Annotated in this window: 22 protein-coding genes; 19 read left to right on the top strand and 3 right to left on the bottom strand. The window is 63.7% G+C overall.

Annotated features, from left to right (window positions below; all coding sequences use genetic code 11):
* The first annotated feature begins 3 nt into the window (after positions 1-3).
* The 10 genes from rfaE2 (at position 4) to ACCD07_RS08265 (ending at position 7554) form a co-directional block, all read left to right on the top strand.
* A complete protein-coding gene (gene rfaE2 / locus ACCD07_RS08310) occupies positions 4-486 on the top strand; it encodes a D-glycero-beta-D-manno-heptose 1-phosphate adenylyltransferase (protein ID WP_176654710.1) in 483 nt (160 codons plus the stop codon).
* A 7-nt stretch (positions 487-493) separates the two neighbouring features.
* Positions 494-796, top strand: a complete 303-nt coding sequence (locus tag ACCD07_RS08305; protein WP_176654709.1) for a hypothetical protein — start codon at positions 494-496, stop codon at positions 794-796.
* A 48-nt stretch (positions 797-844) separates the two neighbouring features.
* Positions 845-1348 (top strand): hypothetical protein, encoded by a 504-nt coding sequence (locus tag ACCD07_RS08300; RefSeq protein WP_176654708.1) that lies wholly within the window; start codon positions 845-847, stop codon positions 1346-1348.
* Between the two features lie 15 nt (positions 1349-1363).
* Positions 1364-2461, top strand: a complete 1098-nt coding sequence (locus tag ACCD07_RS08295) for a c-type cytochrome (RefSeq protein WP_413447057.1) — start codon at positions 1364-1366, stop codon at positions 2459-2461.
* 9 nt (positions 2462-2470) lie between these two features.
* The gene (gene ctaD / locus ACCD07_RS08290; protein ID WP_413447056.1) at positions 2471-4231 is read left to right on the top strand and encodes a cytochrome c oxidase subunit I; all 1761 of its coding nucleotides are present in this window, start codon (positions 2471-2473) and stop codon (positions 4229-4231) included.
* A complete protein-coding gene (locus ACCD07_RS08285) occupies positions 4228-4809 on the top strand; it encodes a bb3-type cytochrome oxidase subunit III (protein WP_413447055.1) in 582 nt (193 codons plus the stop codon). Before ctaD (ACCD07_RS08290) ends, ACCD07_RS08285 begins: the two co-directional genes overlap by 4 nt.
* A complete protein-coding gene (locus ACCD07_RS08280; protein WP_413447054.1) occupies positions 4806-5456 on the top strand; it encodes a heme-copper oxidase subunit III family protein in 651 nt (216 codons plus the stop codon). The genes ACCD07_RS08285 and ACCD07_RS08280 overlap by 4 nt, the downstream gene beginning before the upstream one ends.
* 8 nt (positions 5457-5464) lie before the next feature.
* On the top strand, positions 5465-5770 hold the full coding sequence (locus ACCD07_RS08275) for a cytochrome C oxidase subunit IV family protein (RefSeq protein ID WP_176654703.1): 306 nt from the start codon (positions 5465-5467) through the stop codon (positions 5768-5770).
* Between the two features lie 27 nt (positions 5771-5797).
* Entirely contained in the window at positions 5798-6544 is a 747-nt protein-coding gene (locus ACCD07_RS08270) for a helix-turn-helix domain-containing protein (RefSeq protein ID WP_413447053.1), read from the top strand.
* A gap of 62 nt (positions 6545-6606) precedes the next feature.
* Complete coding sequence (locus ACCD07_RS08265; RefSeq protein ID WP_413447052.1) at positions 6607-7554, top strand: DMT family transporter; 948 nt, start codon at positions 6607-6609, stop codon at positions 7552-7554.
* On the opposite strand, the gene trmL is transcribed toward ACCD07_RS08265, so the two are convergent.
* Together trmL and ACCD07_RS08255 are read right to left on the bottom strand one after the other, a co-directional pair.
* On the bottom strand, positions 7536-8006 hold the full coding sequence (gene trmL / locus ACCD07_RS08260; protein WP_176654700.1) for a tRNA (uridine(34)/cytosine(34)/5-carboxymethylaminomethyluridine(34)-2'-O)-methyltransferase TrmL: 471 nt from the start codon (positions 8004-8006) through the stop codon (positions 7536-7538). The genes ACCD07_RS08265 and trmL overlap by 19 nt on opposite strands.
* Before the next feature lie 20 nt (positions 8007-8026).
* Entirely contained in the window at positions 8027-8803 is a 777-nt protein-coding gene (locus ACCD07_RS08255; protein WP_413447051.1) for a ComF family protein, read from the bottom strand.
* A gap of 38 nt (positions 8804-8841) precedes the next feature.
* On the opposite strand from ACCD07_RS08255, the gene ACCD07_RS08250 reads away from it, so the two are divergent.
* The 7 genes from ACCD07_RS08250 to ACCD07_RS08220 all read left to right on the top strand — a co-directional run bounded on the left by ACCD07_RS08250 (position 8842) and on the right by ACCD07_RS08220 (position 14785).
* On the top strand, positions 8842-9768 hold the full coding sequence (locus ACCD07_RS08250) for a methyltransferase domain-containing protein (RefSeq protein ID WP_176654698.1): 927 nt from the start codon (positions 8842-8844) through the stop codon (positions 9766-9768).
* Between the two features lie 396 nt (positions 9769-10164).
* Positions 10165-11391, top strand: a complete 1227-nt coding sequence (coxB, locus tag ACCD07_RS08245) for a cytochrome c oxidase subunit II (RefSeq protein ID WP_176654697.1) — start codon at positions 10165-10167, stop codon at positions 11389-11391.
* 15 nt (positions 11392-11406) lie between these two features.
* On the top strand, positions 11407-12996 hold the full coding sequence (gene ctaD, locus ACCD07_RS08240; protein WP_176654696.1) for a cytochrome c oxidase subunit I: 1590 nt from the start codon (positions 11407-11409) through the stop codon (positions 12994-12996).
* A gap of 2 nt (positions 12997-12998) precedes the next feature.
* Entirely contained in the window at positions 12999-13106 is a 108-nt protein-coding gene (locus ACCD07_RS08235) for a cytochrome oxidase small assembly protein (protein WP_217430623.1), read from the top strand.
* Positions 13107-13110: 4 nt separating this feature from the next.
* Entirely contained in the window at positions 13111-13668 is a 558-nt protein-coding gene (locus ACCD07_RS08230) for a cytochrome c oxidase assembly protein (RefSeq protein ID WP_353399670.1), read from the top strand.
* A gap of 11 nt (positions 13669-13679) precedes the next feature.
* Positions 13680-13883 (top strand): DUF2970 domain-containing protein, encoded by a 204-nt coding sequence (locus ACCD07_RS08225; protein ID WP_176654694.1) that lies wholly within the window; start codon positions 13680-13682, stop codon positions 13881-13883.
* Between the two features lie 41 nt (positions 13884-13924).
* Complete coding sequence (locus ACCD07_RS08220; protein ID WP_176654693.1) at positions 13925-14785, top strand: cytochrome c oxidase subunit 3; 861 nt, start codon at positions 13925-13927, stop codon at positions 14783-14785.
* Positions 14786-14880: 95 nt separating this feature from the next.
* Here ACCD07_RS08220 and ACCD07_RS08215 read toward each other — a convergent pair whose 3' ends face one another.
* A complete protein-coding gene (locus ACCD07_RS08215) occupies positions 14881-15084 on the bottom strand; it encodes a twin transmembrane helix small protein (protein WP_176654692.1) in 204 nt (67 codons plus the stop codon).
* Positions 15085-15123: 39 nt separating this feature from the next.
* On the opposite strand from ACCD07_RS08215, the gene ACCD07_RS08210 reads away from it, so the two are divergent.
* The gene (locus ACCD07_RS08210) at positions 15124-15855 is read left to right on the top strand and encodes an SURF1 family protein (RefSeq protein WP_176654691.1); all 732 of its coding nucleotides are present in this window, start codon (positions 15124-15126) and stop codon (positions 15853-15855) included.
* Entirely contained in the window at positions 15839-16456 is a 618-nt protein-coding gene (locus tag ACCD07_RS08205; RefSeq protein WP_176654690.1) for a redoxin domain-containing protein, read from the top strand. The genes ACCD07_RS08210 and ACCD07_RS08205 overlap by 17 nt, the downstream gene beginning before the upstream one ends.

Here is a 16456-nt window from a genome sequence, read left to right as displayed (position 1 = left end):
CTGATGCCTCAATTTGAAACCAAGCTCTGCACCCGTGAACAACTGGCCGCCCGCGTGGCCGCGCTGCCCAAGCCGGTGGTGCTGACCAACGGCGTGTTCGATATCCTGCACCGCGGCCATGTGACCTACCTGGCGCAGGCGCGCGCGCTGGGCGCCTCGCTGGTGGTGGCGGCCAACACCGACGCCTCCGTCAAGCGGCTGGGCAAGGGCGACGACCGTCCGCTCAACACCTGCGCCGACCGCATGGCGGTGCTGGCCGCGCTGGAGTCGGTCAGCCTGGTGGTCGATTTCGACGAGGACACCGCGCTGGAAGTGGTGCAGCAGGCGCGTCCGGAAATCTACGCCAAGGGCGGTGACTACCAGATGGATGCGATCCCGGAAGGCCAGGCCGTGCTGGCCTACGGCGGCCAGGCCATCGCCATCGATTTCGAGCATGACCGCTCGACCACCAAGCTGCTGACCAAGGTGCGCGCCCAGCGTCCTTAGGTTCCTCATGCGCATCCTGCTTTCCGCCTTCGCCGCGCTGGTTTTTCTCGGCGTGCTGTGGGGGCCCGCGTTTGCCGTCGCGCTCAAGTTCTGGCGGCGCGGCGACGCGCGCGCCTTTCGCCAGCTGCGCTTCCTCTGTCCGGCCCAGCTGATCGCGACAGTGTCGCTGGCGTTCGCGGCCGACCTGCTGGGCTTGCGCAACCCGGCCGCGCTGGTGGCCGCCAGCACCGTCTGCACGAGTCTGCTTGGCGCCGGCGCGCTCGCTTTATGGCTGTCGTTTTCGAGTCGTGCGCGGGCTGACAGGTCCTGAAAAAACTCCTAGACTGAATGCCGCACAGGTATCCGGGGAGGAGACATCATGGAACTGCATCTGCAATCACATCATTGGCAGGCGCGCCTGCCGGACTGGGCCGCCGCTGCGGTGGCGGGCTTCGGCGCCGGCGGCGTGCTGATGCTGCTCGAGCCGATCTGGCTGGCCGCGACCGGCAGCGACGATCCCTGGCTGGCGACCCACATGATCGCCGCGCTGGTGATGGGCTGGGACGCGCTGCAGGGCAGCGGCTACAGTCTCGGCGTCACCGTCGCCGCGCTGCTGGTGCACTACTCGCTGGGCGTGGCGTTCGGCGTCGTGCTGGCCGCCATCATCGCGCCGTTCCGTCTTGATTCCAGCATGGGGCTGGCGCTGGCCGCCGGCGCCGTGTTCGGATTGCTGCTCTACGCGCTGAACTTTTATGGCATGGCCGCGGTCTATACATGGTTCGTAGCGCTGCGAGGGTGGCCGACGGCCATTGCCCATGTCATTTTCGGCATGGCCGCAGCCTTCATTTATCTCAAGCTGGAACGGCCGAGCCGGCCGCGCTAGCTTCAGGAAGAGGCCATGGCGTTAGCTCTCGTATTGATACTGATCGTAGTTGGCGCCCTGGAATTTCATTACATGAGTCCGTGGTGGCTGACGCCTATCGCGTCGAACTGGCAGCAGATGGATGACGCGCTGCTGCTGACCTTTGCCATCACCGGCCTGCTGTTCGTCGTCATCCACCTGTTCGTGGCGTATGCGCTGGTGACGTTCAAGCACCAGGACGGCGTGCGCGCGGCCGCCGCGCATGGCAGTACAAAACTGGAGTGGTGGCTGGTCGGCGCCACCACGGTGGGCATCATCGCGATGCTGGCGCCGGGCTTGTCGGTATACGCCAAGCTGATCGATCCGCCGGCCCATGCGATGGTGTTTGAAGTGCTGGGCCAGCAGTGGCAGTGGCACTACCGCCTGCCCGGCAAGGACGGCAAGCTGGGCAGTACCGACGTGCGCTTCATCAACAACAGCAATCCCTATGGCCTGAATCCGGCCGATCCCAGCGGCCAGGACGACCTGCTGGTCGAGGGACAGGAAGTGCATATTCCTGTCGGCCGGCCGGTGCGCGTGCTGCTGCGCGCGCAGGATGTGCTGCACGATTTCTACGTGCCGGAATTCCGCACCCGCATGAACATGGTGCCGGGCATGGTGACGTCGTTCTGGTTCACGCCTTCGCGGACCGGCAAGTTCGAGGTGATGTGCGCGCAGCTGTGCGGCATCGGCCATTTCAACATGCGCAGCTACGTGGTGGTCGACGACGGCCCGGCCTACCAGGCCTGGCTGGAGGCGCAGCCGACGTTTACCGCGCGGATGTCGGCGGTGTCGGCCGGCGGCGACGAGCCCGGCAAACAGGGCCGGCTGCTGGCGCAGTCGCGCGGCTGCGCGGCCTGCCACAGCGTGGACGGCAATCCCGGCGTGGGGCCGACGTGGAAGGGCCTGTTCGGCAAAAACGAAACCATGAACGACGGCGCCTCTGTGCACGTGGACGAGACGTATCTGCGGGAATCGATCACCAATCCGGCCGCGCGCGTCGTCAAGGGCTATCAGCCCATCATGCCGGCTCAGCAGCTGAGTCCGGCCGAGGTTGGGCAACTGGTCGACTACATCAAGACCATCAAGCAGTAGGAGGCGACGATGAGCTACGGCGGCGGGCATCCCCAGAGTTTCTGGACGCGCTATGTGTGGAGCCAGGACCACAAGGTGATCGCGATCCAGTACACCATCACGGCGCTGGCGATCGGCATGGTGGGGCTGGTACTGTCCGACCTGATGCGGCTGCAGCTGGGCTTTCCCGGCAAGTTCGCCTTCATCGACGCCAGCCGCTACTACCAGTTCATGACCATGCACGGCATGATCATGGTGGTGTACCTGCTGACGGCGCTGTTCCTGGGCGGCTTCGGCAACTACCTGATCCCGCTGATGGTCGGCGCGCGCGACATGGTGTTTCCCTTCCTGAACATGCTGAGCTACTGGTTCTACCTGCTGGCGGTGCTGATACTGGCGGGCAGTTTCTTCGTGCCGGGCGGTCCCACCGGCGCCGGCTGGACGCTGTATCCGCCGCAAGCCATCCTGCCGGGCACGCCGGGCACGGAATGGGGCATCGTCGTCATGCTGGTATCGCTGCTGGTGTTCATCGCGGCGGCCACGATGGGCGGGCTGAACTACGTCACCACGGTGCTGCAGGCGCGCACCCAGGGCATGACACTGATGCGCATGCCGCTGACGGTATGGGGCATCTTCACCGCCACCATCCTGGCGCTGTTCGCCTTCCCCGCGCTGTTCGTCAGCGGCGTGATGATGCTGTTCGACAAGGCGCTGGGCACGAGCTTCTTCATGCCGGCCGTGGTGTCGATGGGCCAGCACCTGCCGCACCAGGGCGGCAGTCCGCTGCTGTTCCAGCACCTGTTCTGGTTCTTCGGCCATCCCGAGGTGTACATCGTGGCGCTGCCGGCGTTCGGCATCATTTCCGACCTGATCAGCGTGCACGCGCGCAAGCAGATCTTCGGCTACAGGATGATGGTGTGGGCGATCATCGTCATCGGCGGACTCAGCTTCGTGGTGTGGGCGCACCACATGTATGTGAGCGGCATGCATCCGCTGTTCGGCTTCTTCTTCGCCACCACCACGCTGATCATCGCGGTGCCGACCGCGCTCAAGGTCTACAACTGGACGTTGACCTTGTGGCGCGGCGACATACACCTGACGGTGCCGATGCTGTTTGCCGTTGGCTTCATCAGCACCTTTGTCATCGGCGGGCTGACCGGGCTGTTCCTTGGCAATGTGAGCGTGGATATCCCGCTGTCCAACACCTACTTCGTGGTCGCGCACTTCCACATGGTGATGGGCGTGTCGCCGGTGCTGGCGGTGTTCGGCGGTTTGTATCACTGGTTTCCCAAGGTCAGCGGGCGCATGTACGACGTCATGCTGGGCCGCGTGCATTTCTGGGTGACCTTCATCGGCGCCTACCTGATCTTCTTCCCGATGCACTACCTGGGCTTGCTCGGCATGCCTCGCCGTTACTATGCGTATGAAAATTATTCGTTCATTCCGGAATCTGCGCAGACGCTGAACGCGTTCATCACCATCGTCGCGCTGGTGGTCGGTGCGACGCAGCTGTTGTTCCTGCTGAACCTGTGCTGGAGCGCGGTGCGCGGGCGCGTGGCCGGCGGCAATCCGTGGCGCGCCGCCAGCCTCGAATGGCAAACCCCGCAAACGCCGCCGGTGCACGGCAACTGGGGCGAGCAGCTGCCGGTCGTGTATCGCGGCGCGTACGACTACGGCCGGCAGGACGGCGACAGCGACTACCTGCCGCAAAACCACGGGCCTGACGAAGAGGCACGGCGGCGGCCGGCGGGCGCCGCGGCCAAGCTGTCCGAGGAGGAAAGCACGCCATGAATTCCAGTCTTTACCTGGTGACCGGGCATGCCGGCACCGCCGCCCGGCGCACCGGCCTGTGGCTGCTGATGGGCGTGATCGCCATGCTGTTCTTCCTGTTCAGCGCGGCCTATGTGATGCGCATGGGGCTGCCGGATTGGCGGCCGCTGCCGATCGTGCCGTGGCAGCTGTGGCTCAGCACGGCATTGCTGGCGCTGGCCAGCGTTGCGTGGCAGCGCGCGTGGCGCGCGGCGGACTGCGGCAAGACGGCGGTGTCGTGGCGTGCCTATGGCTTGGCGTGCCTGTGTTCACTGGCCTTCCTGGCCTCGCAGCTATGGGCGTGGCAAGCCATGATCGCGGCCAACTTCGCGCTGGACGGCAATCCGGCCAACAGCTTCTTTTACCTGATCACCGGACTGCACGGCCTGCACGTGATCGGCGGCCTGGTTGTCGCAACGTGGGCGGCGGGCAGGGTGGCGACGATACAGCTGTGCGCGCGCTACTGGCATTTCCTGCTGGGATTGTGGCTGGTCATGTTCGCGCTGTTGTTCTGGCTGACGCCGGAACTGGTGCAGCAGATTTGCGGAGGTGCGCCATGAGCGACAAGACGGCAGGCTGGCAAGGCATGGTGGCGGACTGGTCGGGTGACCGGGAGGCGTTTCGTGTGCCGTGGGGCAAGGCGATGATGTGGATCTTCCTGCTCAGCGACACCTTCATCTTCGGCAGTTTCCTGACCGGCTATATGTCGGTGCGCATCTCGACCACGGCGGCCTGGCCCAATCCCAGCGAGGTGTTTTCGCTGACGATAGGCGGCACGCAGCTGCCGCTGATACTGATCGCCATCATGACGTTCGTGCTGATCACCAGCAGCGGCACGATGGCGATGGCGGTCAACTACGCCTACCGGGGCGAGCGGGCGGTGTGCTCCCGGCTGATGCTGCTGACCGCCGCGCTGGGGGCGACCTTTGTCTGCATGCAGGCGTTCGAGTGGAGCAAGCTGATCGGGGAGGGCGTGCGGCCCTGGGCCAATCCTGACGGCGCAGCGCAGTTCGGCGCCTGCTTCTTCATGATCACCGGCTTCCACGGCCTGCACGTGACGGCCGGCGTGATCTACCTGAGCATCATTGCGGCGAGGGTGCGGCGCGGCCATTATGAAAAATACGACATCGTCGAAATCGCCGGCCTGTACTGGCACTTCGTCGACCTGGTCTGGGTGTTCATCTTTGCGCTGTTTTATCTTTGGTAGGGGGCGCCATGGAATCGACCACGCATCCGATCGGCCTGTACCTGAAGGTGTGGCTGCTGCTGTTCGTGCTCAGCACGTTTTCCTACCTGGTCGATTTCTTCCACGTCGAAAGCTATCTGCGCTGGACGCTGATCCTGCTGCTGATGATGGCCAAGGCCGGGCTGATCGTGGCGGTGTTCATGCACCTGCGCTGGGAGCGCGCGGCGCTGATGTACGCCATCCTGGCGCCGCCTGCCTGCCTGCTGGTGCTGGCCTGGCTGATGTGGCTGGAGTCCGGCTACACCTTCTTCACCCGCATGCTGTATTTCCGTTGACGGCGGAGGTGCTAAACTGACGGCACCATGCCTACCGAAATCGATCTCCGCAGCTACGATGCCGTACCGTCGGCGGGCGTGCACAGCTTCGCCCAGCTGGTGCTGCCGCTGAAGGGCAAGCTGACCCTGGACATCGACGGCGCCGGCGGCGTCGCGCACCCGCTGCGCGCGGCGTTCATCGAGCCGGGCCTGGTCCATACGCAATTCTCCCGCGAACCGAATCAATCACTGATACTGGACTTCGACCTGGCGGCCGTGCCCGAGGCAACCGCCGGACGGCTGGCCGAGCGGCCGTATGCGCCGATCAGCGCGCCGGCGGCCAAGCTGATCGACTTCATCGCACTGATGCGCGCGCAATCCGGCGCCAGCCCGGCCTTGCTGGCCAACTGGACACCGCTGCTGCTGGAGTCGCTGGCGCAACAGGAGATCCGGCCGGCTTCACGCCTGCTGGCCGCGTTGAGCCGCATCGAGACACATCCCGGCCAGCCGTGGAGCACCGAGACGATGGCCGGGGCCGCGCACATGAGCGTCAGCAGCCTGCACCGCGTGTTCCGCGACGAGCTGCAGACCACGCCTCTGGCCTGGCTGACTGACATGCGCCTGCGCTGGGTGTGCCGCCAGTTGGCGGAAACCGATCTGCCTATCGCCCGGCTGGCGACGGCGGCCGGCTACGCCGACCAGAGCGCGCTGACCCATGCGATGCGCCGCGCACTGGATGTCACGCCGCTGGCCTATCGCAAGCGCGAACGGCAGGATCAGACAAGAATCCGCTAGCCCTGCACAATCCTTCCCGGCAGTCCGCGCCGACAATCACCGCTTCGATGACAGGAGGCGGTATGTGGTATGGCGTGTTGTGCGGCCTGGCGGCCGGGGCGATGTGGGGCACGATCTTCGTGATGCCGAAGTGGCTGGCGGACTTTACGCCGCTGGAACTGGCGCTGGGGCGCTACCTGGCCTACGGGCTGATCATGCTGGTGCTGCTGGCGCCGCGCCTGGCGGGACTGCTGCGGCGGCTGATGCCGTCCGACTATCTGGTCCTGCTGCGCCACGCGCTGGCCGGCAATATCGTCTATTACCTGCTGCTCTCTTGCGGCGTACAGCTGGCCGGCGTCGCCGGTGCTTCGCTGGTGATCGGCTTGCTGCCGCTGAGCGTCACCTTGCTCGGGCGGCGCGATCATGGCGCGGTGTCTTTGCGCGTGCTGGCGTGGCCGTTGCTGCTGGTGGTGGCCGGCATGGTGTGCATCAACGTCGAAGTGTTTTCGCGGGGCGAGGGCGTCGCCGCATGGCCGACGCTGGCCGCGGGCATGCTGTGCGCGTTCGGCGCGCTGGTCTGCTGGACCTGGTATGCGGTCGACAACGCACGCTTCCTCAAGCGCAACCCTCGCTTCAGCAGCGCCGATTGGTCGGGGCTGTACGGCATCAGCAGCGGGCTCGTCGCACTTTTGCTGGCGCCGGTGCTCTGGCTGGCGACATCCAAGGCCGCCGCCCCGCCGCGCGACTGGCTGCATTTCTGGCTGGTGATTACCCTGGTGGCGACGGCGGCGTCGGTGATCGGCAACCAGTTGTGGAACATCGCCAGCCGCCGCGTGCCGGTGACCTTGTCCGGCCAGCTGCTGCTGTTTGAAGTGCTGTTCGGGCTGCTGTACGGTTATCTCTACCAGCGCCGGGCACCGCATCCGCTGGAATGGCTGGCGATCGTGCTGCTGGTGGCCGGTGTTGCATGGTCGGTATGGCTGCACGCCGAGCGGCGGCCCGCTGCGGCGTATCAGGCGCCGCCGGCGTAGCCGTTCTGGCGCCAGGCTTCGAACACCACCACGGCAACCGTGTTCGACAGGTTCAGGCTGCGGTTGTCGGGGCGCATCGGCAGGCGGATGCGCTGGGCCGGCGGGAAGGTTTCGCGGAAGGCCGGGTCGAGGCCGCGCGTTTCGGAGCCGAACACGAACACGTCGCCGGGCTGGAAGCTGGCGTTGGCGAACGGCGAGGACCCGTGCGTGGTCATCGCGTACATGCGGGCCGGATCGGGCTGCACCTCGGCCAGGAAGGCTGGCCAATCCTTGTGCACTTTCATCTGGGCGTACTCGTGGTAATCCAGTCCGGCGCGCTTGAGCTTGGAGTCCTCCAGCGGGAAGCCCAGCGGCTCGATCAGGTGCAGCTGGGCGCCGGTGTTGGCGCACAGGCGGATGACGTTGCCGGTGTTGGGCGGGATTTCCGGCTGGACTAGTACGACGTGAAACAAGGTGATTCTCCTCTATCGGTTCAATGGGGCGGCGTGCGGGCAAACACCAGGTTGCTCACGCGCGCGGCGCCGTGGCGCTTCAATGTTGCCGCCAGTTCGTTCAAGGTGCGGCCGCTGGTCATGACGTCGTCGACGAGGCCGATGTGGCGGCCCGCCACCAGGGCCGCGTCCGGTATGGCGAAGGCGCCGGCGATGTTTTGCTGGCGCTGGTCGGGGGCGACGCTGCTCTGGGCCGTCGTGTCGCGCATGCGCACGGCCAGGCGCGGGTGCAGCGCGACGCCCAGGCTGCGCGCCAGCGGCCTGGCGATTTCCAAGGCTTGATTGTAGCCGCGTTCGGCCAGCCGGCGGGGACCGAGTGGGACCGGGCACAGCAGCGCGGGCAGCGCAAAGCCTGGTTGCTGCAGGACGGCGTCGCGCAGCAGGCGGGCGAACAGCGTCGCCAACGCGAGGCGGTGGCCGAATTTCAGCTGCAGCACCAGCTGGTCGATCGGCATCGCGTAATCGGCCGCCACCAGCGTGACGTCGAAGGCCGGCCGGTGGCTGCGGCAGGCGCCGCACAGCTGCTTGTCGGCGCCCGCCGGCAGCGGGTTGGCACAGCACGGGCAGCGCGGGACGGCGGCATCGCTGCCGAAAAATTGGGCGGCGCATCCGGGGCAGAGCAGGTCGTCGCTGTCGGCGGCGCACAGCGAACAGGACAGCGGCAGCAGCGCGCGCAGCAAACCGCCGCTGGCGCGGCCCAGCAGCCGGCGTATCGTATGGTGAGTCGGGAGCTCGATCACGCTTTTGCCTTCAACCATGTACACTGCCGCATTATCGCATTACACGCTTATCGACCATGCAAGTCCCCGCAAATCCCCCCAAATTAAGCGCGCCGATCGACCAGGAGCGCGTGCGCGCCCTGTTCGGCCGCCCCGAACGCATCCAGCCCTCCGATTTCCTGCGCCGGGAAATATCGTCGCGCATGTTCGACCGCCTGGAACTGATCAAAATTGCACCGCAGCGGGTGCTCGACGCCGGCTGCGGTGCCGGTGCCGATCTGCCACTGTTGCAGAAATCTTATCCCGCAGCGCAAATACTCGGTATCGACGCCGCCGAGGCGATGGTGCTTGCGGCGCAGGGGCCGGTTGCGAAACAATCCTCGCTGAACCAGTTGTTGAGCAAATTGTTGCCGGCCAAGACAGGCGTGGACCTGGTCTGCGGCGATTTCGCCGACTTGCCGCTGGGGCCGAACTCGGTCGACCTGGTCTGGTCCAACCTGGCCCTGCACTGGCATCCGCAGCCGGACCGCGTGTTCGCCGAGTGGCGCCGCGTGCTGCGGGTGAACAGCCTGCTGATGTTTTCCTGCTTCGGGCCGGACACTTTCCGCGAGCTGAGGGCTGCCTTTGCCGAGGCCGACCTGGCCCAGCACACGCTGCCTTTCGTGGATATGCACGATTTTGGCGACCAGTTGGTGGAAGTTGGCTTTTCGACACCGGTGCTGGACATGGAAGTCATCACCGTCACCTACGACACGCCGCAAGCCCTGCTGGCCGACGTGCGCGCGCTGGGCGGCAATCCGCTGGGCACGCTGCGGCGGGGCTTGATGGGCAGGCAGGCATGGCGCCGCATGCTGGACGCGCTGGAGCGCGGCCGCCGGCCGGATGGCAAGCTGGGCCTGACTTTCGAGGTGATTTATGGCCACGCCTTCCGTCCGGCGCCCCGGATGACGTCCAAAGGCGAGGCGATCATCCGCTTTGACTTACCACGAAAGCCGCGCCAGTAGCGGGTTTGCGGTTACAGTGTGGTTCCCCGGGCTATGCCATAGTTGCGGATTGGATTATTTCTTGATGTGGGACGTTGTTGTTATATATAATCATTGACTAATTTTGCCAGCATGTCACGTCGCCAGCTATAAACCAGCGACCTGAGGTGCATGCGGGCAGAAACGAGCACGAACGAGCATTTGAATTAAGCAGAATCAGGCTTTTGCGTTGTCACAGGGCAGTATCTGGGGACGAGGTGAAAGGCCGCAAGGTCCCGCCGGGGTCGCGTCATGAAGATTTTTTCAGACGGGACTGGCATGGGGCCTGAAGTTGTTTAAGGAGCGGCGCCGGTTCAGTTCACCGAAATCCGGAGTCGTTAAAAAAATATTTTAATTTCTTGGGTGGTTGGGGAAAACATGAAACATGCGAAGCGACTTCAATCGTTGATGCTCGGGCTGTCGGTAATGGCGGCAAGTATCCCAGCGTGGGCGGCTGACACGGCGGCGACCGCGACGGGTACCTACGCTGCGGCAACCGGCGGTACCGGCGGCCCGGTGGCAGGGGAACTGAACCTGCAGCCTCCAGCGACCCAGATCGCGTCCGAAATCTACAGCCTGCACACCTGGATGATGCTGGTCTGCCTGGTCATCTTCGTCGGCGTGTTCGGCGTGATGTTCTACTCCATCTTCAAGCACCGCAAGTCGCTGGGCCACAAGCCAGCCACCTTCCATGAATCCACCGCGGTCGAGATCGCCTGGACCGTGGTGCCGTTCCTGATCGTTATCGGCATGGCATTGCCTGCGACCCGCACCGTGGTCGGCATGAAAGACACCTCCAACGCCGACATCACCATCAAAGTGACCGGCATGCAGTGGAAATGGGGTTACGACTACCTGAAAGGCGACGGCGAAGGCATCTCCTTCCTGTCCAACCTGTCGACCCCGCGCGCGCAAGTGGGCTCTCCCGGCTTCGAGCCGACCGAGAAGCGCGGCGACAACTACCTGATGGAAGTCGACAACGAAGTCGTGGTTCCGGTCAACAAGAAAATCCGCATGGTCACCACCGCCAACGACGTGATCCACTCGTGGTCGATCCCGGCCTTCGGCGTCAAGCAGGATGCGATCCCCGGTTTCGTGCGCGACACCTGGTTCAAGGCGGAACACACCGGCACCTATCGCGGCTACTGCTCCGAGCTGTGCGGCAAGGAACACGCCTTCATGCCTATCGTGGTCAAGGTCGTCACCGACGCCGAGTACAAGACCTGGGTCGATGGCAAGAAAAAAGAAATGGCCGCGCTGGCCGACGATCCAAACAAGACCTGGACCATCGACGAGCTGAAAACCAAGGGCGAAAAAGTCTACGGCGCCAACTGCGTGGTCTGCCACCAGGCCAACGGCAAGGGCGTGCCTGGCGCGTTCGCACCGCTGGACGGCTCGGAAGTGGTCAACGGTCCCAAGGCTGAACAGATCAACGTTCTGCTGCACGGCAAGAAGAGCGGCAAATTCTCCGCCGAAATGCCGGCTTGGAAGCAACTGTCGGATACGGATATCGCGGCTGTCATCACCTACACCCGTAATAGCTGGTCGAACAAGGCCGCCGAAAACATCGTTCAACCAGCCGAAGTTGTGGCTGCACGTAAGTAATCAGGAGCGTTACAAATGAGCACTAGCACCTTGGATCACGCACACGATCACGATCACGCTCACGACCATCCCCATGGTTTGTCGCGCTGGTTGTTTGCCACCAATCACAAAGACATCGGTACGCTGTACCTGTGGTTCTCGTTCATCATGCTGCTCTCGGGCGGCGTGCTGGCACTGATGATCCGCACCGAGCTGTTCAAGCCGGGCCTGCAGTTCTTCCAGCCTGAGTTCTTCAACCAGCTGACCACCATGCACGGCCTGGTGATGGTGTTCGGCGCGATCATGCCGGCCTTCGTCGGCTTCGCCAACTGGATGATCCCGCTGCAGATCGGCGCGTCGGACATGGCCTTCGCGCGCATGAACAACTTCTCGTTCTGGCTGCTGCCACCTGCGGCGATCCTGCTGGCGACCTCGTTCCTGGTCCCTGGCGGCGCCACCGCGGCCGGCTGGACGCTGTACGCTCCGCTGTCGACCCAGATGGGCCCGGGCATGGACATGGCGATTTTCGCGATGCACCTGATGGGCGCCTCGTCGATCATGGGTTCGATCAACATCATCGTCACCATCCTGAACATGCGCGCTCCCGGCATGACGCTGATGAAAATGCCGATGTTCTGCTGGACCTGGCTGATCACCGCCTACCTGCTGATCGCCGTGATGCCGGTCCTGGCAGGCGCGATCACCATGACGCTGACCGACCGCCACTTCGGCACCTCGTTCTTTAACGCCGCCGGCGGCGGCGACCCGGTCATGTACCAGCACATCTTCTGGTTCTTCGGCCACCCGGAGGTCTACATCATGATTCTGCCGGCGTTCGGCATCGTCTCGCAGATCCTGCCGGCCTTCGCCCGCAAGCAGCTGTTCGGCTACGCTTCGATGGTGTACGCCACGGCGTCGATCGCCATCCTGTCGTTCATCGTCTGGGCGCACCACATGTTCACCACCGGCATGCCGGTGACCTCGCAGCTGTTCTTCATGTACGCGACCATGCTGATCGCGGTGCCGACCGGCGTTAAAGTGTTCAACTGGATCGCCACGATGTGGAAGGGTTCGATGACCTTCGAAACCCCGATGCTGTTCGCCGTGGGCTTCATCTTCGTGTTCACCATCGGCGGCTTCACCGGCCTGATCCTGGCCGTGACCCCGATCGACATCCAGCTGCAGGACACCTACTACGTGGTGGCGCACTTCCACTACGTGCTGGTGGCCGGTTCGCTGTTCGCGCTGTTCGCAGGCTTCTACTACTGGTCGCCGAAATGGACCGGCCACATGTACAACGAAACCATGGGCAAGACCCACTTCTGGCTGTCGCTGATCACGTTCAACGTCACCTTCTTCCCGATGCACTTCCTGGGTCTGGCAGGGATGCCGCGCCGCTACGCCGACTACTCGGCGCAGTTCACGGACTTCAACATGATCGCCTCCATCGGCGCCTTCGGTTTCGGCCTGTCGCAAGTGTTCTTCCTGTTCTTCGTGATCCTGCCGACCATCCGCGGCGGCAAGAAAGCCGAAGCGAAGCCATGGGACGGCGCCGAAGGCCTGGAATGGACTGTGCCTTCGCCAGCACCGTTCCACACCTTTGAAACGCCACCGCAGTTCAAGTAATCATGGGCGAACAGAAGAAGCCGAATAACGCAAGGACCGGCCTGCTGTTGGCCGGCGTGGCACTGTTCTTTTTCCTGTCCGTGTTCGTTAAACGGATGTGGCTGAGCTGACGACGTGAGCGAAGACAAGGAAACCGGCGGGCTGAACCGCACGCTGCTGGGCAAGCTGATCGTGGTGGCGGTGCTGATGTTCGGGTTTGCGTACGCGCTGAACCCGTTCTACCGCCAGATCTGCGAAGCGCTGGGCATCAACGTGCTGACGCAGAAGGACGGCACGGTCAGCGCCGATACGAACACGCAGGTCGACAAGACGCGCGACGTGACGATCGAGTTTGACGGCAATGCGCAAGGTCCGTGGCGTTTCCGTCCGGTGACGCACAGCATGACCGTGCATCCGGGCGAGCTGGCGACGGTGATGTACGAGGTGGTCAACACCCAGAACCGCGAAGTCAGCGCGCAGGCGATACCGAGCTACGCACCGCAAAGCGCGATGCCGCACTTCAAGAAGGTCGAGTGCTTCTGCTTCAAACAGCAGAGCTTGAAACCCCACGAGGCGCGGCAGATGCCGGTGGTGTTCTTCATCGATCCGGCGCTGCCGAGGGACGTGAAGACGATTACGTTGTCGTACACCTTCTTCGAGGTGGGCGGTCTGGACAAGACCGCATCCAAGTAAAGGTGAGCGCCATGCAAGAGGAAAAGAAACAGGCGTCGTTCATGTATTCGATGAAGGCGGTGTTCTGGTCGTTCTTCGGCCTGCGCCGCAAGAGCGATTTCGACACCGATTCGGCGAAATTGAATCCGGTGCACATCATCATCGCGGCATTGATCGGCGTGGCCTGCTTTATCGGACTGCTGATCACGATCGTCAAGTTTGTAGTTTTAAAGTAAAACGTAGCATTCTCGAATAAAGTTGATTTAGGGAGATGAAGATGAGTTCACATAACGCCGCGGCACCGTACTATTTCGTGCCTGGTCCATCCAAATGGCCGCTGCTGGCAGGCATGTCCCTGCTGACCACCATGATCGGCGCTTCGGCCTGGGTCAATGATGCTTCGTGGGGCCCAGTCGTGAACTATATTGGCCTGGCATCGATTATCGCCGTGCTGTATTTCTGGTTCGGCGAGGCCATCAAGGAATCCGAGAGCGGCCAGTACGGCCAGCGCGTCGACCACTCCTACCGCTGGTCGATGGCCTGGTTCATCTTCTCGGAGGTGATGTTCTTCGGCGCCTTCTTCGGCGCGCTGTTCTATGCCCGCACGATCACCATGCCTTGGCTGGGCGACCTGGACCACAAGTTCATCTGGCCTGACTTCGCCGCGCACTGGGGTAACGTCGGTCCTGCCGGCACCGTGCAGGAATTCAAGACCATGGGTCCGTTCCCTATCCCGACCATCAACACCGCGTTGCTGCTGACCTCGGGCCTGACGCTGACCATCTCGCACCACGCGCTGCGCGCCGGCCACCGTGCGCAGACGGCGTTCTGGCTGTTCGCCACCATCGCCCTGGGCGCGATCTTCATGGGCTTCCAGGCCTTTGAGTATCACCACGCTTACACCGAACTGAACCTGAAGCTGACCTCGGGCATCTACGGCTCGACCTTCTTCATGCTGACCGGTTTCCACGGCTTCCACGTGACGATGGGCGCGATCATGTTGTCGGTGGTGCTGGTGCGCGTGCTGCGCGGCCACTTTACGGCAGACCATCACTTCGCCTTCGAAGGCGCGGCCTGGTACTGGCACTTTGTCGACGTCGTCTGGCTCGGCCTGTACGTCGTCGTCTACTGGCTGTAACAACGATATAATGCCGCAGCGATGTTGCTGCGGCGCTGAAGAAAAAGCCGCATGCGGGACCGTCCCGGATGCGGCTATTTTTTTTAGCAACTGAGTTAGCCGCGGATGCCGGTCGGCTGGATGTAACCGAGCTTGTGCGCGATCAGCAGCGCGGCGAACAGGGCGATCGACAATCCGACCCGCACCGCCAGCGCGCGCACGGTGTTGTTGCTTTTGCCCTTGTCGCGCATCAGGAAGAAGAAGGCGGAAGCCAGGCTGCCGATGATCAGGATAAACGCGATGGCGACAGCAATTTTCATGGCAGGACCGGTAGATGGTTTGATTGGGGTTCCATTGTAATGGGTATTGCGTTCCGTTTTAAACTGATCCCTTTCGTGGCGACCGTGCTGGTGGTCACGCTCGGCATACAGCTGGGCAACTGGCAGCAGCGCCGCGCGGCGCAAAAGATCGTGCTGCAGGCCAAGCTGGCGCAGGGCAACGCCAGCGCGCCGATGCTGCTCGACGGCGCGCCGCTGGCGGCCGAGGCGGTGGAGTTCCGTCGCGTGTCCGTCACCGGCGAATTTGTCGCCGACTGGCCGCTGTACCTGGACAACCGTCCGTCGGACGGCCGCTCGGGTTTTTATCTGCTGATGCCGTTTAAAATTGCGGGATCGAACATGCACGTGCTGGTGGCGCGCGGCTGGCTGCCGCGCGACGCGGCCGACCGCGCCAAACTACCGGTCTACGCCACGCCGGCCGGCACCGTCACGCTGGAAGGCACGGCGCGGCTGGATGCCGGTCACGTGATGGAGTTGGGCAAGACACCGGTATTGACGCCGAAAGCCATCGTGCAGAACGCCGATCCGCTGCAGGTGGCCAAGGACAGCGGCCTGACCATGCAGCCTTTCGTGGTCCTGCAGACGAGCCCGGCCAAGCCGGCCGGCGACGATGTGCGGATGGTGCGCGGCTGGCCGGCGCCGTCGCTGGGCGTGGAAAAACATCAGGGCTACGCCTTCCAGTGGTACGCACTGTCGGCGATGGCGGTTATCTTCTTTGTAGTGAACGGATTCAGACGTGGAAAACAAAAGTAATCAAAGCCGTGGGCGTTGGAAGCTGTTGCTGGTGCTGGCCGTCTGCGCGGCGCCGCTGGTCGGCTCCTACCTTACTTATTACGTCATCAAGCCCAAGGGCGGGGTGACCAACTTCGGCGCGCTGATCGACCCGCGCGAGCATCCGATCCCGGCCATGGCCAGCACCACGCTGGACGGCAAGCCCGCCACGCTGGAGAACTACAAGGGCAAGTGGATCATGCTGAAGGTCGGCCCGTCCGACTGCCGGCAGGATTGCCAGGACCAGCTGTTCGCGATGCGCCAGCTGCGCACCATGCAGGGCAAGGAGATGGAGCGCATCGAGCGGGTGTGGATGATCACCGACGAGCAGCCGCTCGACACGCTGCTGATGCGCGTCAACGACGGCACCCGCATGCTGCGCGCGCCGGCCGCCGTGATCGACAAGTGGCTGCCGCTGGAGCCAGGCGCCGGCGACCGCGCGTCCGACCACGTCTACCTGATCGACCCGCTGGGCAACCTGATGATGCGCTTCCCGAAAGGGGCCGTCTCCAGCGACACCGAGAAGGTGAAGAAGGTCCACAAGGACATCAGCAAGCTGCTGAAGGCTTCGGCGATAGGCTGA

This window comes from Duganella sp. Dugasp56 (assembly GCF_047304105.1).
Lineage (GTDB): Bacteria > Pseudomonadota > Gammaproteobacteria > Burkholderiales > Burkholderiaceae_D > Rugamonas > Rugamonas hordei.
This window is presented reverse-complemented; position numbering and strand designations above follow the sequence as displayed.

Coding starts and splice junctions, on each gene's coding strand:
- rfaE2 (WP_176654710.1), top strand. CDS start 4: ATGCCTCAATTTGAAACCAAGCTCTGCACCCGTGAACAACTGGCCGCC.
- ACCD07_RS08305 (WP_176654709.1), top strand. CDS start 494: ATGCGCATCCTGCTTTCCGCCTTCGCCGCGCTGGTTTTTCTCGGCGTG.
- ACCD07_RS08300 (WP_176654708.1), top strand. CDS start 845: ATGGAACTGCATCTGCAATCACATCATTGGCAGGCGCGCCTGCCGGAC.
- ACCD07_RS08295 (WP_413447057.1), top strand. CDS start 1,364: ATGGCGTTAGCTCTCGTATTGATACTGATCGTAGTTGGCGCCCTGGAA.
- ctaD (WP_413447056.1), top strand. CDS start 2,471: ATGAGCTACGGCGGCGGGCATCCCCAGAGTTTCTGGACGCGCTATGTG.
- ACCD07_RS08285 (WP_413447055.1), top strand. CDS start 4,228: ATGAATTCCAGTCTTTACCTGGTGACCGGGCATGCCGGCACCGCCGCC.
- ACCD07_RS08280 (WP_413447054.1), top strand. CDS start 4,806: ATGAGCGACAAGACGGCAGGCTGGCAAGGCATGGTGGCGGACTGGTCG.
- ACCD07_RS08275 (WP_176654703.1), top strand. CDS start 5,465: ATGGAATCGACCACGCATCCGATCGGCCTGTACCTGAAGGTGTGGCTG.
- ACCD07_RS08270 (WP_413447053.1), top strand. CDS start 5,798: ATGCCTACCGAAATCGATCTCCGCAGCTACGATGCCGTACCGTCGGCG.
- ACCD07_RS08265 (WP_413447052.1), top strand. CDS start 6,607: ATGTGGTATGGCGTGTTGTGCGGCCTGGCGGCCGGGGCGATGTGGGGC.
- ACCD07_RS08255 (WP_413447051.1), bottom strand. CDS start 8,803: ATGGTTGAAGGCAAAAGCGTGATCGAGCTCCCGACTCACCATACGATA.
- ACCD07_RS08250 (WP_176654698.1), top strand. CDS start 8,842: ATGCAAGTCCCCGCAAATCCCCCCAAATTAAGCGCGCCGATCGACCAG.
- coxB (WP_176654697.1), top strand. CDS start 10,165: ATGAAACATGCGAAGCGACTTCAATCGTTGATGCTCGGGCTGTCGGTA.
- ctaD (WP_176654696.1), top strand. CDS start 11,407: ATGAGCACTAGCACCTTGGATCACGCACACGATCACGATCACGCTCAC.
- ACCD07_RS08235 (WP_217430623.1), top strand. CDS start 12,999: ATGGGCGAACAGAAGAAGCCGAATAACGCAAGGACCGGCCTGCTGTTG.
- ACCD07_RS08225 (WP_176654694.1), top strand. CDS start 13,680: ATGCAAGAGGAAAAGAAACAGGCGTCGTTCATGTATTCGATGAAGGCG.
- ACCD07_RS08220 (WP_176654693.1), top strand. CDS start 13,925: ATGAGTTCACATAACGCCGCGGCACCGTACTATTTCGTGCCTGGTCCA.
- ACCD07_RS08215 (WP_176654692.1), bottom strand. CDS start 15,084: ATGAAAATTGCTGTCGCCATCGCGTTTATCCTGATCATCGGCAGCCTG.
- ACCD07_RS08210 (WP_176654691.1), top strand. CDS start 15,124: ATGGGTATTGCGTTCCGTTTTAAACTGATCCCTTTCGTGGCGACCGTG.